The sequence below is a fragment of the Bradyrhizobium sp. WYCCWR15520 genome (assembly GCF_056174665.1).
On the sequence record NZ_JBWBWM010000012.1, the window covers coordinates 174,709 to 191,424 of the forward strand.

A 16,716-nucleotide genomic window follows, 5' to 3' on the forward strand; every position below is an offset into this window, starting at 1 on the left:
ACGTCAGATCATGCTGGTTGCATTTCTACAAATCAACTGCAAAGCGAGTGTAATTCGCACAGGCGAAGCGGCATTTGGTCCATCGCTGCACCATCGATCCAGCATCGGGACGCCGGGCAGATCGGCGTGATAACATGTCCGGAAGGCGCAGATAGCATCGGGACCAACTTGAAATGAGCCAGCCTGCATATGTCGCAGTCGATTGGGGCACGAGCAGTTTTCGGCTTTGGCTCGTCGACCGGAGCGGCGACATCCTCGGGGAACGGCGCAGCCAAGAGGGCATGATGGCGGCGGGCAAGCTTGGCTTTCCGGCCGTGCTGCAATCGCATCTGGACGCAGTCGGTGCCGCGGATCGGCTGCCCGTTATCGTCTGCGGCATGGCCGGCGCCCGGCAGGGATGGGTTGAGGCCGGATATGTCGACACGCCGGCGCCACTCGCATCGATCCTGAAGCACGCCGTCGCGGTGCCGGGACAGGATCGTGACATCCGCATCCTCCCCGGAATCGCGCAACGCGATCCCATGGCGCCCGATGTCATGCGAGGCGAGGAAACACAATTGCTCGGCGTCCTGGGCATGGACGCTGCGGGGGATGCGCTCGTCTGCATGCCGGGCACCCATTCGAAGTGGGTCAGAGCCAATGGAGCGACCGTCGAACGCTTCGCCACCTTCATGACCGGAGAGCTGTTCGACGTCATATCGCGCGAAACGATTCTGTCCCACGCGGTGGCCGGCGCCGATGAAGAGACAGATGTTGAAGCCTTCCAGTCCGCCGTCACGCGCGCATTCGAGACGCCAGCGAACGCCGCCAACCTGCTGTTCCAGGTGCGATCGGGGCAACTCCTCTATGGCGCCACGCCATCCTCGGCCCGAGAGAAAATATCGGGCACCCTGATCGGTCTCGAATTGGCGGGCGGGCTCGCCGGAGGAGCGCCGAGGGCCGCGATTACGCTGGTGGCGTCAGGGAAGCTCCAGACGCTCTACCAATTGGCGTTTGACACGGTCGCCATTCCCGTCAGATCAATCGGCGCCGAGGATGCGGTCCGTCGCGGTCTTTCGATGGCCGCTCAATCGATTTGGAATGTGTAGAGGATCAGTCGAATGCGCGTTATCCCATTTCCCCCGATGAAGCGTCCGCTGGTCGCGATCCTGCGCGGCGTGAAGCCTGATGAAGCGGGCGACATCGTCAGCGCGCTGATCGACAGCGGCATGACGGCAATCGAGATTCCACTCAACTCGCCGGATCCGTTCCGCTCGATCGAGATCGCCGTCAAGAAGGCCCCAGCCGGAATCCTGGTTGGCGCGGGCACGGTGTTGACGCTGGAGAACGTCGCGCGACTCCATGACGTGGGCGGCCGGCTCCTGGTGAGCCCCAATGTCGATCCCGAAATCATTGCCGCAGCGAGGGGGCGCGGCATGGTCACGATGCCCGGCGTCTTCAGTCCGACCGAGGCGCTGCTGGCTGCCAAGTCGGGCGCCTCAAGCCTCAAATTCTTTCCGGCGAGCGTGCTCGGGCCGGCGGGCATTACCGCCATCCGCGCCGTGCTCCCCCCGGACCTGATGATCGCCGCGGTGGGCGGCGTCTCCGACAAGAACTTCGCGGACTACACCAGGGCCGGCATTCTGGCGTTCGGCCTCGGCAGCAGCCTCTACAAGCCCGGCATGACGGCAGCGGAGGTAGCCGATCGCGCCAAGGCGACGATCAAGGCGTATGACGCGGCAATTCAACAGACGGGGTAGATCAACGAGAGAGCGCTGCGTTCCAGATAACCTTCGGGACCTGGGACGCAGATTTCAGCTATCGCAAGCGCTGAACGCCGATGGCTTTAGACGTACCGTCCACCTTCATCTTGTGGCCGCCGTCTGATGGATATATTTGAACCTTCGGCATGTAGGCGTAGATGTATTCGTAGTGATACTCTGTCTGCTGCCAGATTTGGCCGGTCATCAACTTCACTATCGTTTGACCCTCCCAGCCTTTGAAGTCTCCATCTACTTGTGTCTCGGCCACGCCGGTGCCGATGACCGGGCTTGCTCGGTCCGCACCTTGGGCAGCGCGATAACCCTGTCGGTACATTCTGATTAGCGCGCCACGCATTGCATCGCGCTTGTCGGGCGGCATCGTTGAGATGCCAAGCTTTGTTTGTTCTTCCTTGGTCAGCAACCGCTCCAGCTGCGCTGCGTCTTGCGCCGTGGCGGATATGCCGGTGGCAATCCAGGCCCAGATGGCCAGGATTGCAACTTGCGTGCGCGACCGTGCGCCAGTTGTGTTCATTCGGCCATACGCGCAGTTCGAGGGGCGGTACGCGGCGAGATAATCTTGGGTATCAAACGCCTGGGCAGATACTGTCGGAGAGAGTGTCTGTCAATCCTCATTGAATGATCGGCAATTTTCGGCCTTCACAAACCAAAACCCGCGATTTGAGCAACAGCTGAAAAGCCTACGCGCCTTCCGGACGGTGCCGTCGCGCGGAGTCGCCGCGGCTCCTACCAAAAACATCGAAAACAACCCCATGCAAAGTAGCCGGCGGCCGCCGCACCCAACGGTTTGGACCGAAAACTTGACACGTCGGGCAAATCAGCGGCACGATTTCATTATCCCGGAATTCGCTAGACGGCGTGCGCGCAATATTGACGCGGTCATGTTGTGCGTGGCCAAATCGTTGAGGACACGCCGCCGCCGCTTGCGCGAGGATGCGGAAACCGCGAAAATCCGGGCTGTTTCAGAACTTGTCAGGGGAATTCGGCACAGATGCAGTTTGATGACGTCATTCTCGGTCGCCGGAGTATTCGCGGTTACAAACCTGATCCAGTACCCAAGGCGCTGATTGCGGAAATCATTGGTTTGGCGATGCGCGCTCCGTCGTCGATGAACACCCAGCCCTGGAATTTCTACGTCGTCACCGGCGAACCGCTGGATCGGATCCGCGCCGGCAACACCGAGCGGATGGTGGCGGGCATACCGCAGTCACGCGAGTTCCGCACGGGTCAGGCCTTTGCAGGCAAGCACCGCGACAGGCAGGTCGGTGTCGCCAAGCAACTGTTCTCCGCCATGGGAATCGAGCGCGACAACAAGGACAAGCGCCAGGACTGGGTACTGCGCGGCTTCCGTCAATTCGACGCGCCGGTATGCGTGATCATTACCTATGACCGCGTGCTTGATGGCAGCGACGATACGCCCTTCGATTGCGGCGCTGTGGCGACAGCCCTGGTCAATGCCGCCTGGTCTCGCGGGCTGGGCGCCGTGATCAACAGCCAAGGCATCATGCAATCGCCCGTGGTGCGCGAGCACGCGGGAATAGCCGACGATCAGGTCATCATGAAAAGTATTGCGCTGGGCTGGCCGGATGAAACTTTTCCGGCGAATGCGGTGGTGTCGGAGCGGAAGTCCGTCGAGGAAGCGACGGTGTTCGTCGGGTTCGAGAAGTAGCGGCGCGGGCGGGTGGAAGGTACAGCAGTGATCCGCGCCATGGTTCGATGTGCACTTGTGCTGACGGCGGCTTTTGCCGCTGCCTTGACACCGGTCACGTGCCTTGGCGAAAGCAGCAAGCCGTTGCCGGCCAAGGCAACACAGGAGCTACCCCCCGAGCTGCTCTCGCTACTCGAACAGAAGAAGATGCCAAAATACTCGCCGATCGTTATGCGTCTTTTCAAGGAGGAGGCGGAGCTCGAAGTCTGGAAACAGGACACGGCCGGCCGTTTCCAGATCCTCAAGACTTATCCGATCTGCCGGTGGTCGGGCGATCTCGGGCCGAAGTTGTACGAGGGCGACCGGCAGGCTCCGGAAGGGTTTTATACGATTACACCTGAGTTGATGAATCCCAACTCCAACTTCTATCTTTCGATCAACCTCGGCTACCCCAACACGTTCGACAAGGCGCACAAGCGCAACGGCAGCTTCCTGATGATTCACGGCGACTGCTGGTCGAGCGGTTGCTATGCCATGACCGACGAACAGATCAGCGAAATCTATTCGCTGGCGCGCGACTCGCTCAGCGGCCGGCCGTCGTTCCAGGTCCAGGCCTATCCGTTCCGCTTGACGCCGGCGAATCTGGCGCGGCATCGAAATAGTCCCAACCTGCCCTTCTGGAAAATGCTCAAGGTCGGCAACGATCATTTCGAGACGACGCAACGCGAACCCAAGGTGGACGTGTGCAACCGCCGCTATGTATTCGATGCGCAACCGCCTGCGAATTCGCCGTCCCCTCTTGTGTTCAACGCGATCGAAAAATGTCCGCCCTTCGTCGTCAATCCGGAAATCGCGCGGCGGGCGCTGGAGAAGAGGCGCGCCGACGAGCTCGAATACGCGCGATTGCTTGAAGACAACGTGCCGGCTGCCCCGATCTACAGCGGACTGGACGGCGGAATGAACAAGGCGTTCCTCGCGCAATTTCCGGGCAGGGTGACGCTTGCGAAAGTAATGCCGTATGCATCCTACCTGCCGCAATTGCCCCCGATCCCCTGGATCGACAACGATGGCTCGTTGACCAGCAAATGGTTTGGCACCTCGTTCTCCAAACCGATCGAGTGTAATCCGGTCCGTGCCGGCTTCCCATCGAGCCGGTGCTGAACTCTTGTCCAACGTCGGCGATGGGTCGTTGGCAGACCACGCATGGTCTCGCGGGCTGGGCGCCGTGATCAACACCCAGCGCATCATGCAATCACCGTGGTGCGCGAACACGCGGGAATAGCCGACGATCAGGTCATCGTGAAAAGTATCACGCTGGGCTGGCCGGATGAAATTTTTCCGGCAAATGCGGTGGTGTCCGAACGAAGGCCTGTCGACGAAGCTACGGTATTCGTTGGGTCGAGAATTGGGCGCGCGCACGAGCAACAGATGCTATCCGGTGTAACGTCAAGCGAAACTCTTCACCTGTTATCGAACGCTGGATCGTGGCAGCTTCAATCTGATGGCGGAGAGAGTGGGATTCGAACCCACGGTACGGTTTCCCGCACACACGCTTTCCAAGCGTGCGCCTTAAGCCACTCGGCCATCTCTCCGGAGGCCCTCTCTTGAAGGGGCAGCACTGATTTTGCAAGGGAGGCTGGCCACCACGGCTAAAATTTCCCCAATTCGTTGAATTTGTTTGGCAATTTGGATCGTCTAGCGTCGGATAATCGGCGGTTTGCCGGGTCTTGAACCGGAATCCGGCCACGATCGATGACGATAAGTGACAGCGCAATTGGTGGAGGACGCACAATGATCGCACGGACGCTCTTGCTCTCGGCTCTGGCCGCGACTTTCGCGGCAGCAGCCGCCAGCCCGGCGCTGGCGCAGGCCTGCACCAAGCAGGGCGTGGACGTAACCTGCGACGACGGCCGGCGCGGCATCTTCGCGGGCGACTCCATCGTATGGGCCGACGGCACGCGATCGAGGCTGGCCTCGCCGCATCCGAGCGTCATCATCGGCAACAAGTCGTCCGTCGTGATCGGCCCCGGCGTATTCGCCGGCAACGGCAAGGGCGGCTACGTGCCGATGGAAAATCCGAGCGCGCCGAGCAAGGCGCGCTGCCCGGTGCTGGATGGCGTGTCGTATTGTTATTGAGCGGGGCCTCGTCGGCCGAGCTCCGTTATCTTGATGCACGGCCGATATGCGGGCCATCGTCCTTCGAGACGCGCGCTATTGCGTGCTCCTCGGGATGACGGGGAGACAGCTTCACAATCTCTCAAGATGGCAGATCGAGTGTTAGCACTAGTGATACCGCGCGCCGCCATTGGTGGCGGAGCGAACCGGCCATAGCGCGGGCTCCGTCATAACCGGCGCCAACTCGCTCTTGTCGAGCTGGCAGTCGTGCAGCGCTTCGGTGAAGTCGGCGAACCATTGCTGGATGGTATGGCTGCGCAACTTATCCATCATCGCTTCCCAGCGCATCCGCCGTTCGGTGAGCGGCATCGACAACGCGATGGCGATAGTGCGCGCCATGCCGTCGATATCGTGGGGATTGACCAGCAGTGCCGTATCGAGCTCGTTGGCGGCGCCGGCGAATTTCGACAGCACGAGCACGCCGGGGTCGACCGGGTTCTGAGCTGCGACATATTCCTTGGCGACGAGGTTCATGCCGTCCTGCAGCGGCGTCACCACGCCGACCTGCGCGGTGCGGTAGAGGCCCGCAAGCACGGCCTGGCCGTAACCCTTGTTGAGATAGCGGATCGGCGTCCAGTCGACCTCGCCATGCGCGCCGTTGACGTCGGTGACGAGCTTGGCGACCTCACTCTGCAGATTGCCATAGGCCTCGATCGCGCCGCGCGAGGGCGTCGCGATCTGCAGCAGCGAGACGGTGCGCGCCAGCGACGGATGCAGCGTCCACATCCGGTCGAACGCCTTGATACGGTTGATCAGGCCCTTGGAATAGTCCAGCCGGTCGACGCCGATCGCGAGCTTCTCGCCGTTCAGGCTGCGCCGCAGCCGCGAGACATCCGGATGGGTCGACGCCTTCGTCGCCAACTGGGCGAACTGCTTCGGATCGATGCCGATCGGAAATACCGCGGCGCGCGTCCGGCCGTAGCGCGAGATGATGACGCCGTCATGCACGACGAGGCCGAGATCGGACTGCGCGTAGGACAGGAAGTTCTCGCAATCTTCCTCGGTCTGGAAACCGATCAGATCATAGGCCAGCATCGCCTCGATCAGTTCGCGATGATGCGGCACGCCTGATATCACCGCACGCGACGGCCACGGCGTGTGCAGGAAGAAGCCGATCGGCTCGGTGACGCCGAGATCGCGCAGTTCGGCGCCGAGCGCCAGGAAATGGTAATCCTGAACCCAGAACGCGGAATCGGCTTTTCGGAATCGCAGCAGCGCACGCGCCATGAAGGCGTTCACTTCGCGATAGCTGAGGTAGTCCTCCTGCGAGGCGCGAATCAGGTCGGCGCGTGAATGCAGTGCCGGCCACAGCGCGGAATTCGCAAAGCCTTCGTAATAACCGCCGTAATGCGCGGCCGGCAGATCCAGCATAGCCAGCGCGCCGGCGCCAAGCGCCTCGATTTCGGCAAATGGTTCCTTCTGGTTCCCATCGCGGACCCTTCCGCTGGAACCAACCCAGATAGCGCCCGACTTCTCGACAATCGGCAATAACGCCGCCGCGAGGCCCCCCGTCATGGGTTCGTTGGGTTTTCCGCGGGAAACGCGGTTAGAAACGACGACGAGGTTCAAAGGTCCCCTCCCGTTGGTACGCTCGCGTTAACAACCGTTCATCAATATGGTTCCTGATCACCCTTTCAACGAATTGAAACCAAATTCGGGCTGCGGCGTGCTGGAACTCACCGGAACTCACGAAAAATAAATTTTGTCGTGAACCTCGGCGTCAAGCGCAAGAATCTATGTTCGAAACTCGTCGAGACGAGAAACATTATGGCAGCGGCGCGTCCCTTTCGTCGTCAAGCAGGTGCGCGAGGAATTCGCGCACGTCGCTCGGCGTATCGAAGTGCCCCGCAACGCCCTTGGCGCGGCGGCCGACGGAGAAGGCAAGCCCGTCGAGGTCGGGCATGATCGCAAATACCGTTTCGTCGGTGACGTCGTCGCCGATGAAGAACGGGCGGCGCCCCTTGAACGGCTCGCGTGTCATCAATTCGTGCACGCCGGTCGCCTTGGTGAAGCCGGAATGCTTGATCTCGCAGACGCATTTGCCGGGCAGCACCTCGATCGGCGCGTTGGGAAGATCGGCCCTGATCAGCGACACCGCGGCATAGATCGCCTTTTCGGCATGCGGCGCGAGGCGGTAATGCAGTGCCAGCGAATAACCCTTGTCTTCCAGCAATATTCCCGGGCTGAGCTTGGCGATCGCCGCCAGCCGGCGCTTCAATTCCTTGTCCAGTGGCGGCGCGTGAGCGTCCACTGACTCGCTATCCGGCTCGATCCGCATCTCGGCGCCATGGCCGCCAACGGCCGGAAACTGATCAGGCGCGAAAATCAGATCGATGTCGTTGAGCGAACGGCCGCTGACCAGCGCCAGCGCGCCGTTGGTTCGCACAAGCAGGCGGTTCAGCGTCTTCACCAGCCCTGGCGGCACCCAGACTTCACGCGGCGTCGGCATCAGATCGAGCAGCGTGCCGTCGATGTCGAGCAGAACGGCGGTCTCGCTCAAGTGCGGCACCAGCGAGCGCGGCACCGGTACAGTTTCCGGTGCGGCATCGTCTTCGCGGACGAAATCTTCTTCCAATGGCATTTCCAACAGATCCTCGTTCATCTCATCCTACTCCACAAATGCGAGTGGCCGTGCGACAGATTCGAGCGACTTGCGCTCGGCCGCGATGGCATACCGCCACGCGACGGCAGCGGCCACGATCATCAATGCCGACCCGAACAGGTAGCCGGCGAAGACACTGTTGCGCGATCCGGTATCGATCAGCGCGCCGAACAGCGCGGGCCCTGCCACGCCGCCGATGCCTGTTCCGATCGCGTAGAACAGCGCAATGGCAAGCGCGCGCACCTCCAGCGGAAACGTCTCGCTGACGGTGAGATAGGCCGCGCTCGCCGCCGGCGAGGCAAAGAAGAAGATAACCATCCAGGCGATGGTCTGAGTCTGTGCAGTCAGAACGCCGATCGAGAACAGATAGCCCGACAGCGCGAGCAAAATGCCCGAGACGCCATAGGTTACCGTGATCATCATGCGCCGGCCCAGCGTGTCGAACAGGCGGCCGAGCAGCAGGGGGCCCAGGAAATTACCTGCCGCGAAGGGCAGAATGTACCAGCCGACATGGTTGGACGGGATGCCGAAGAAATCGGTCAGTATCAGCGCGAAGGTAAAGAAGATGGCGTTGTAGAAGAACGCCTGCGAGGCCATCAGCACCAATCCGACCATCGAACGCTGCCGATAGGTCGTGAACAACGTATGCGCCACCTCACCAAGCGGCGTGTGGGTACGCATCTTCAGCCTGATCTTCGGGAATACCTCATCGGCCGGATGATCCGAATGTCGCGTCGACGATCTCTCGATGTCGTCGACAATCGCGTGCGCCTCCTCGGGACGGCCATGGATCATCAGCCAGCGCGGACTTTCCGGAATCCACATCCGCATCACGAACACGATCAAGCCAAGGGCTGCGCCGATGAAATAGGCCAGCCGCCAGCCGTGGTCCGGCGCCAGCACGTTGGGATCGAGCAGCACGATAGCTGCGACCGCACCGATCGCAGCGCCGATCCAGAAGCTGCCGTTGATCACGAGATCGGTCCAGCCGCGATAGCGCGCCGGCACCAGTTCCTGGATCGTCGAATTGATCGCGGTGTATTCGCCGCCGATGCCTGCGCCGGTCAGGAAGCGAAACAGCGCGTAGCTCGCCACGTTCCACGACAGCGCGGTGGCCGCGGTCGCGGATAGGTAGACCGCGAGCGTAATGAAGAACAGTTTCTTGCGCCCGATCCGGTCCGTTAGCCAGCCGAAACCGAGGGCACCGAGCACGGCGCCCGCGAGGTAGGCGCTGTTGGCGAGACCAACATCGAAATTCGAGAATTGCAGCGTCGGGCTTTCCTTCAGCGCGCCCGACAGAGCGCCCGCCAGGGTGACTTCCAGCCCGTCCAGAATCCAGGTGATGCCGAGCGCGGCCACGACGCGGGTATGAAAACCGCCCCACCGCAAGCAATCGAGCCGCGCAGGTATACTGGTCTCGACGACGCGGTCCGTGTCCTGCGCCGCCGGTGCGGAGATCGAGACATTCTCACTCACTGCCGCACCGTGCCGTATTGCTGTCGGACCCATCAGATTGGACCAATGAAAAAATACCCCGGAACGCCCCAGCCCCAGGGTTTTCTCGCTCAATTGCGGCAAACATGCTGCCCGCGACCGAGATAACGCCCTCGGCTGGCAGGGGTTCCGGCGATTCTCGCGCCGCGAAAATGCATAGCTGTCATGGTGTGTCGGGCATGCAAGATGCTTGTTGCGGCCTTTCTGGGTCATTGCGAGCGCAGCGAATGAAAGGAACAGAACCATCGACCGACCGTTCTTCGGCGAAACAGCAATGGAGCCGATCAATGGCCGAACGCCGGAAGACCGCGCGTCCACACAAGACCACGGCGCGCAAGAGCAGCCGCAAGACCACCGCGAAGAAATCATCGCCGAGGCGCTGGTCGCAACGCGTGACACAGGAAAGCGACGCGCTCGATCTGAAACGTGGCGTCTTCAAGCAGACCAGCGCCAAGAAGATCGCGGCATCGCTCAAGCGTTCTGCCGAGCATAGTTCGCGCCGGAAGAGCGGCGCCTATCGCTCGGCGCTATCGATGCTGACCTTCTACATCAACCGCGCGGGCAAGACCTTGCCGAAGACGCAACGCGCTCGGCTGGAGCGGGCGAAGGTGGAATTGAAACATCAGTTCGGGAGGGAGTAAGTAAAAGCAGCTCTGGGACGCCAATCAATTCCAGCCGTCATACCCTGCGAAGGCGGGGTATCCAGTACGCCGCTGCTTCTCGATTGACCACAACTGTCTCTGGAATACTGGGTCGCCCGGTCAAGCCGGGCGATGACAGCGGAGGTTTGGTGACGCTTCCGGCTACGACGACCGATTGTAGTCGTCCTCACGCCGCCCTGATATTCTCCATGAAGCGGTCGAGCTCTTCGCGCAGCCGCGTGCTTTCGCTCGACAGCGTTCGCGCCGAATTCAGCACTTCTTCGGAGGCCGAGCCGGTTTCGGTCGCGCCGCGGTTGACGTGCATGACGTTGGTGGCGGCCTCCTGCGTGCCTTGCGCGACGTTCTGGACGCTGCGCGCGATTTCCTGCGTCGCCGAGCTCTGCTGCTCGACGGCGCTCGCGATCGTCGCGGCGATGTCGGAGATTTTTCCGATAGTGCCGCCAATCTCCTTGATCGCAGCGACCGATTCCTGCGTCGCGCCCTGCATGCCCGTGATGTGATTGGAAATCTCGTCGGTCGCCTTCGCGGTCTGGCTGGCGAGCGATTTGACTTCGGAGGCGACCACGGCAAAGCCGCGGCCGGCATCGCCGGCGCGGGCCGCCTCGATGGTGGCGTTCAGTGCCAACAGGTTGGTCTGCTCTGCGATCGCCGTGATCAGCTTGACGACATCGCCGATCTCCTGCGCGGCGCGCGACAGCTTGCCGATCCGTCCGTCGGTCTGTTCGGCCTGACGGACGGCGGCTTCCGCAATCTGGCTGGATTCCTTGACGCGCCGCCCGATCTCGTCGACGGAGGCCGACAATTCCTCGGTCGCGGACGCCACCGACTGCATGTTGCCGGAAGCTTCTTCCGAGGCGCCGGCGACCTGGCTCGACAGGCTCTGGGTGGTTTCCGCCGTCCGCGTCAACTTGCCGGCGGCGGATTCGAGCTGCACGGCCGAGGACGACACGTTGGAGACGATGGCACCGACCGCGGCTTCGAACTCATCGGCGAAACGAATGAGTTCGGCGCGGCGCGCGGCGCTCGCCGCCTTGTTCTGAGCTTCCTGTGTGGCGGCGTCGCGCTCGGCGCGGGCGATCGCCTGCACCTTGAACTCCTCGACCGCGCTCGCCATCTGGCCGAGTTCGTCGTTGCGGCCGAGACCGGGCAGCACGACTTCGAAATTGCCGGCGGCGAGTTCGCGCATCGCGCTGCACATCGCAATCATCGGCCGGGAAATGCCGGTGCCGAGCAGGAACGCCCAGACGCAGCCGAGCAGGAAGCCGCCGGCGGCAAGAATCAGGATCAGCCGCTCGGTCTCGCCGATGGTCGCGTTCGATTCGGCTTCGAGCCGCTTCTGATCGGCCAGCAAATCCGACTTCATCGCCAGCGAGCCCTTGTTGATGGCGGCGGCTGACTCCGCCATTTCCTGGGTCAGCTCATCGATTTCCTTGGCATTGTCGATCAGCTTGGCGAGCGATTGCTGGTATTCCGCCAGCATCCCGGAAACTTCCTTGATCCCCTCGCGGATCTTCTCATTGTTCGACGAAATCGCCTTCAGCGAATTCTCGACGAACTTCAGGCGAGCCAGCGCGCTGGCTGCGACGGTCTTGTCGGAATTGACCACGAACGTATTGGCGAGCGCGGAGACCGCCTGGAACTGCTCGGTCACCTTCTTGGCGCCGAGCGTGATCACCTGCATTTCGTCATCGTCGGCATTGCTCGGGAGATCGTCGAGCTTGTAGCGCAGCGAGTTGCCGGTGCGCGTGAGCTGGTTCTGCGTGATGCGCGCGCTCTCGTCCTTGACCTTGACGATATCGGCGAAAATCTTGGTGAAGGTGCGGAACTCGCGCTCGAGCTTGGCGACCTGCTCGAGCCGGGTCGGGTTGGTGGTGCCCTTCATCGAGGCGATGATCGCATCTTTCAGCCCGGCCTCGGCTGATAGCGCCGCCTTGCCGTCCTCTTCCTTGCCCGTCGCCACGAAATAGCGGGCGAGCGAGCGATAGGAAATCAGTTCGCGATCGATGTCGCGCGACAGGTCGGCCTCCTGCACGCTGCGCCGGTAAGACTCCACGCCGGCAGAAACATGTTCGAATCCGAGATAGGCAAACCCCATGCTGGCGGCCGAAATCGCCAGCACGACGGCAAAGCCGAGCATGATCTTGGCGCGGAACCGCAGGGTCGGGATCTTGAAAGACGAGCCGCTACGCTTCGAAAATCGCACGTCACCCCCCGTTTTCGTTCTGAAAAACAGGCATCGGAGACCCCCGCCCCCGATCCGGTGCGCAAACTTAAGGCAGAATGGATAAAGGTGCGTAAATCCGGGAAAGATTGGCAAGGGGTGCTTACACCCTCCCCTGGAGGGGGAGGGTCGACGCGAAGCGGCGGGGTGGGGTGACGGTCTCTCCACATCCAACGGTGCCCGAGTGGAGAGATCACCCCACCCCGTTTCGCATTTTCGCTTCGCTCCATGCGAACCGACCCTCCCCTTCCAGGGGAGGGTAAGAAGAATTCGCATCGCAAGTTTTTCGCGCGCTCGCGAATGTCATCACAATGACACGCCCCAGCAAAATCCTAGTTGCAAGTTCCCTCGCCGCTGTTTCTAATTGGAATAATTATAAAACATCGGGAGGTACCACGCGTGTCTACAGTCAAGCTGACGGTAAACGGCAAGGCCGTCTCGGCCGAGGTCGAAGACCGGACCCTTCTCGTCCATCTCCTCCGCGACCATCTGAACCTGACCGGCACCCATGTCGGGTGCGACACCAGCCAGTGCGGCGCCTGCGTCGTCCATATCGATGGCCGGGCGGTCAAGTCCTGCACCGTACTGGCCGGACAGGCCGCCGGCTCCAGCGTCACCACCATCGAGGGCATCGCCAAGGGCGACGAACTGCACCCGATGCAGGCGGCGTTCCGTGACAATCACGGCCTGCAGTGCGGTTACTGCACTCCGGGCATGATCATGTCGGCGATCGATATTGTGCACCGCCATAGCGGCCAGCTCGATGAAGAGACCGTCCGGCAGGAGCTGGAAGGCAACATCTGCCGCTGCACCGGCTACCACAACATCGTCAAGGCGGTGCTCGATGCCGCCGGACGAATGAAGGTCGCGCAGGCCGCGGAATAGAAGCCGCGGACAGCAAACTTCGAATTCAATACCGCGTTTCGAAAAGGAACAGCGGAAACAATAATTCCGGTCGGGAGGACAGGACATGGGCGTTGAAGGCATTGGCGCAAGCGTCGTGCGCAAGGAAGACCGCCGTTTCATTACCGGCAAAGGACGTTACGTCGACGATATCAAGCTGGTGGGCATGACCCACGCACACTTCATCCGCAGCCCGCACGCGCATGCGAAGATCAAGAGCATCGACACATCAGAGGCGATGAAGATGCCGGGCGTGGTCGGCGTGCTGACCGGCCAGCAACTCGTCGACGACAAGATCGGCAATCTGATCTGCGGCTGGGCCATCACCTCCAAGGACGGCACCGGCATGAAGATGGGCGCATGGCCGGCGATGGCGCCGGAGACCGTGCGCTTCGTCGGCCAGGCCGTCGCGGTCGTGATCGCGGAAACCAAGAACCTGGCGAGGGACGCGGCCGAGGCTGTCGTCGTTACTTACGAGGAATTGCCCGCCGTTCACGACATCCGCGCCGCGATCGCGCCGGGCGCGCCGCAATTGCACCCGGAAGCGCCGGGCAACGTGATCTACGACTGGACCATCGGCGACGAAGGCGCGACCGATGCCGCCTTCAAGTCGGCGGCCAATGTCATCTCGCTCGACATCACCAACAACCGCCTGGTGCCGAATGCGATGGAGCCGCGCGCGGCGATTGCGGAATATAACGAGCCGGAAGAGCATTTTACGCTCTACACGACCTCGCAGAATCCGCATGTCGCCCGCCTCGTGCTGTCGGCGTTCTACAACATCGCGCAGGAGCACAAGCTGCGCGTGGTGGCTCCCGACGTCGGCGGCGGCTTCGGCTCAAAAATCTTCATCTATCCCGAAGAGATGGTGGCGCTGTGGGCCTCCAAGAAGGTCGGGCGGCCGGTGAAATGGACCGGCGACCGTACCGAGGCCTTCCTGACCGATGCCCACGGCCGCGACCACCTCACAAAGGCGGAGATGGCGCTCGACAAGGACAACAAGATCACCGGATTGCGCGTAAAGACCTGCGCCAATCTCGGCGGCTACATGTCGCTGTTCTCTTCGTCGGTGCCGACCTATCTCTATGCGACGCTGCTGTCGGGGCAGTACAACATCCCCAACATCTTCGCCGAGGTAATCAGCGTCTACACCAACACCGTACCAGTCGATGCCTACCGCGGCGCGGGCCGTCCCGAAGCGAGTTTCGTGGTGGAGCGATTGGTGGAGACGGCGGCGCGGCAGTTGAAGGTCGATCCGGCCGAGTTGCGGAAGAAGAATTTCATCACGCAATTCCCGCACCAGACGCCCGTCATCATGGCCTATGACATCGGCGACTTCCATGCCTCGCTCGATGCGGCGATGAAGGCGATCGACTATGCCGGGTTCCCAGTCCGCAAGGCAACGGCCAAGTCCGAAGGCAAGCTGCGCGGCATCGGCATCTCCTGCTACATCGAGGCGTGCGGCATCGCGCCCTCAAAGGCGGTCGGCAGCCTCGGCGCCGGCGTGGGTCTATGGGAATCCGCCGAAGTCCGCGTCAATCCGGTCGGCACCATCGAGATCCTGACGGGATCGCACAGCCACGGCCAGGGCCATGAGACGACGTTCTGCCAGTTGGTGGCCGAACGTCTCGGCATCCCGATCAGCCAGGTCTCGATCGTCCATGGCGACACTGACAAGGTTCAGTTCGGCATGGGCACCTATGGCTCGCGCTCGGCGGCCGTGGGTCTCACCGCGATTCTGAAGGCGATGGAGAAGGTCGAGGCCAAGGCCAAGAAGATCGCGGCCCATCAGCTCGAGGCATCCGAGAACGACATCGTCATCGAGAACGGCGAGTTCAAGGTCACCGGCACCGACAAGTCGCTTGCGCTGCCGATGGTCGCACTCGCTGCCTACACCGCGCACAATCTGCCTGATGGGATGGAACCCGGCCTGAAGGAAGGCGCGTTCTACGACCCGACCAACTTCACCTTCCCGGCCGGCGCCTATATCTGCGAAATGGAAGTCGACGCCGCCACCGGCAAGACGTCCTTCGTCAACTTCGTGGCGGCGGATGATTTCGGCCGGCTGATCAATCCGATGATCGTCGAAGGCCAGGTCCATGGCGGTCTCGCCCAAGGCATCGGCCAGGCGCTGCTTGAAAACGCGGCCTACGATACATCGGGCCAGCTTCTGACGGCCTCGTTCATGGACTACGCGATGCCGCGGGCGGACGATCTGCCATCGTTCAAGCTATCGCACACCACGACGCTGTGTCCGGGCAATCCACTCGGCGTCAAGGGCTGCGGCGAGGCCGGTGCGATCGGTGCATCGGCTGCCGTCATCAACGCCATCACCGATGCCATCGGCAACAACAAGCTGGAAATGCCCGCGACGCCCGATCGCGTCTGGCATGCGATTCACGGTTGAGAGGGAGGAAGCACCATGTACCAGACCACCTATCACCGCCCCTCCTCGATCGACGAAGCGGCGGCCGCGTTCGCCAAGGGCTCGGACTCCAAATATCTGGCCGGCGGCCACACGCTGATCCCCGTGATGAAACAGCGGCTGGCTTCGCCATCCGACGTGATCGACCTCGGCAAGATCAAGGAGCTGGTCGGCATCGAGGCATCGGGCGATGCGCTGACCATCAAGGCGGCCACGACCTATTACGACATCATGCAAAACGCCGATGTCAAAAAGTCGATCCCGGCCATCGCCTACCTCACCTCGGTGCTCGGCGACCCCGCCGTGCGCCATCGCGGCACGATCGGCGGCTCGATCGCCAACAACGATCCGGCGGCGGATTTTCCTGCCGCCCTGGTCTCGCTCGACGCCACCGTGAAGACCAACAAGCGGTCGATTTCGGCCGATGACTTCTTCAAGGGCCTGTTCACGACGGCGCTTGAGGACGGCGAGATCATCACCGCGGTGTCGTTCCCGATCCCCGCCAAGGCCGGCTACGCCAAGATGCGGCATCCGGCCTCGCGCTTCGCGCTGACCGGCGTGTTCGTCACCAAGACCAAGGCCGGTGACGTCCGCGTCGCGGCGACCGGCGCATCGCAGGACGGCGTCATGCGGGTGCCGGCGATCGAGTCGGCGCTGAAGGCCAACTGGTCGGCGGGCGCGATCGACGGCGTCACGATTTCCGCCGACGGCATGATCAGCGATATTCACGGCACGTCGGATTATCGCGCCAACCTGGTGAAAGTGATGGCACAACGCGCCGTGGACGCCGCGGGCTGATAGCGCCTAGACACAACTTCCACTCGAG

14 protein-coding genes, 1 tRNA gene and 1 pseudogene are annotated in these 16,716 nt (G+C 62.1%); 10 read left to right on the top strand and 6 right to left on the bottom strand.

From position 1 onward, the window contains the following. Positions 1-173 precede the first annotated feature (173 nt). Both AC0QUY_RS15830 and AC0QUY_RS15835 read left to right on the top strand, forming a co-directional pair. A complete protein-coding gene (locus tag AC0QUY_RS15830; protein WP_475387505.1) occupies positions 174-1,088 on the top strand; it encodes a 2-dehydro-3-deoxygalactonokinase in 915 nt (304 codons plus the stop codon). 12 nt (positions 1,089-1,100) lie between these two features. Continuing rightward, complete coding sequence (locus tag AC0QUY_RS15835) at positions 1,101-1,739, top strand: 2-dehydro-3-deoxy-6-phosphogalactonate aldolase (RefSeq protein ID WP_475387506.1); 639 nt, start codon at positions 1,101-1,103, stop codon at positions 1,737-1,739. Positions 1,740-1,797: 58 nt separating this feature from the next. Here AC0QUY_RS15835 and AC0QUY_RS15840 read toward each other — a convergent pair whose 3' ends face one another. Then, entirely contained in the window at positions 1,798-2,274 is a 477-nt protein-coding gene (locus AC0QUY_RS15840; protein WP_475387507.1) for a hypothetical protein, read from the bottom strand. Between the two features lie 477 nt (positions 2,275-2,751). Here AC0QUY_RS15840 and AC0QUY_RS15845 point away from each other — a divergent pair, with 477 nt between their 5' ends. The 3 genes and pseudogenes from AC0QUY_RS15845 to AC0QUY_RS15855 form a co-directional block, all read left to right on the top strand. Further along, positions 2,752-3,429, top strand: a complete 678-nt coding sequence (locus tag AC0QUY_RS15845; protein ID WP_475387508.1) for a nitroreductase — start codon at positions 2,752-2,754, stop codon at positions 3,427-3,429. Between the two features lie 12 nt (positions 3,430-3,441). Then, positions 3,442-4,569 (top strand): L,D-transpeptidase family protein, encoded by a 1,128-nt coding sequence (locus AC0QUY_RS15850; protein ID WP_475387509.1) that lies wholly within the window; start codon positions 3,442-3,444, stop codon positions 4,567-4,569. Positions 4,570-4,594: 25 nt separating this feature from the next. Continuing rightward, positions 4,595-4,806 (top strand): annotated as a pseudogene (locus AC0QUY_RS15855) (nitroreductase family protein); the annotation flags it as partial. A 104-nt stretch (positions 4,807-4,910) separates the two neighbouring features. Here AC0QUY_RS15855 and AC0QUY_RS15860 read toward each other — a convergent pair. Further along, positions 4,911-5,000: transfer RNA gene (locus AC0QUY_RS15860), tRNA-Ser, on the bottom strand. 199 nt (positions 5,001-5,199) lie between these two features. On the opposite strand from AC0QUY_RS15860, the gene AC0QUY_RS15865 reads away from it, so the two are divergent. Next, positions 5,200-5,544: a hypothetical protein gene (locus AC0QUY_RS15865; protein ID WP_475387510.1), complete on the top strand. Its 345-nt coding sequence runs from the start codon at positions 5,200-5,202 to the stop codon at positions 5,542-5,544. A gap of 147 nt (positions 5,545-5,691) precedes the next feature. On the opposite strand, the gene AC0QUY_RS15870 is transcribed toward AC0QUY_RS15865, so the two are convergent. From AC0QUY_RS15870 to AC0QUY_RS15880, 3 genes are all read right to left on the bottom strand, one after another. Next, positions 5,692-7,152 (bottom strand): trehalose-6-phosphate synthase, encoded by a 1,461-nt coding sequence (locus tag AC0QUY_RS15870; protein WP_475387511.1) that lies wholly within the window; start codon positions 7,150-7,152, stop codon positions 5,692-5,694. 196 nt (positions 7,153-7,348) lie between these two features. After that, the gene (gene otsB, locus AC0QUY_RS15875; protein ID WP_475387512.1) at positions 7,349-8,185 is read right to left on the bottom strand and encodes a trehalose-phosphatase; all 837 of its coding nucleotides are present in this window, start codon (positions 8,183-8,185) and stop codon (positions 7,349-7,351) included. 6 nt (positions 8,186-8,191) lie between these two features. Then, on the bottom strand, positions 8,192-9,661 hold the full coding sequence (locus tag AC0QUY_RS15880) for an MFS transporter (RefSeq protein ID WP_475387513.1): 1,470 nt from the start codon (positions 9,659-9,661) through the stop codon (positions 8,192-8,194). A gap of 305 nt (positions 9,662-9,966) precedes the next feature. On the opposite strand from AC0QUY_RS15880, the gene AC0QUY_RS15885 reads away from it, so the two are divergent. Continuing rightward, positions 9,967-10,320 carry a DUF3175 domain-containing protein gene (locus AC0QUY_RS15885; protein ID WP_475387514.1) on the top strand — a complete coding sequence of 118 codons (354 nt, stop codon included), beginning with the start codon at positions 9,967-9,969 and terminating at the stop codon, positions 10,318-10,320. A gap of 187 nt (positions 10,321-10,507) precedes the next feature. Here AC0QUY_RS15885 and AC0QUY_RS15890 read toward each other — a convergent pair whose 3' ends face one another. Beyond that, complete coding sequence (locus AC0QUY_RS15890) at positions 10,508-12,478, bottom strand: methyl-accepting chemotaxis protein (protein WP_475387544.1); 1,971 nt, start codon at positions 12,476-12,478, stop codon at positions 10,508-10,510. A 483-nt stretch (positions 12,479-12,961) separates the two neighbouring features. On the opposite strand from AC0QUY_RS15890, the gene AC0QUY_RS15895 reads away from it, so the two are divergent. The 3 genes from AC0QUY_RS15895 to AC0QUY_RS15905 all read left to right on the top strand — a co-directional run bounded on the left by AC0QUY_RS15895 (position 12,962) and on the right by AC0QUY_RS15905 (position 16,688). Beyond that, a complete protein-coding gene (locus AC0QUY_RS15895; RefSeq protein WP_161850695.1) occupies positions 12,962-13,447 on the top strand; it encodes a (2Fe-2S)-binding protein in 486 nt (161 codons plus the stop codon). 85 nt (positions 13,448-13,532) lie between these two features. Then, positions 13,533-15,872, top strand: a complete 2,340-nt coding sequence (locus AC0QUY_RS15900) for a xanthine dehydrogenase family protein molybdopterin-binding subunit (RefSeq protein WP_475387515.1) — start codon at positions 13,533-13,535, stop codon at positions 15,870-15,872. Between the two features lie 15 nt (positions 15,873-15,887). Further along, on the top strand, positions 15,888-16,688 hold the full coding sequence (locus tag AC0QUY_RS15905; protein WP_161850697.1) for an FAD binding domain-containing protein: 801 nt from the start codon (positions 15,888-15,890) through the stop codon (positions 16,686-16,688). Positions 16,689-16,716: the final 28 nt, after the last annotated feature.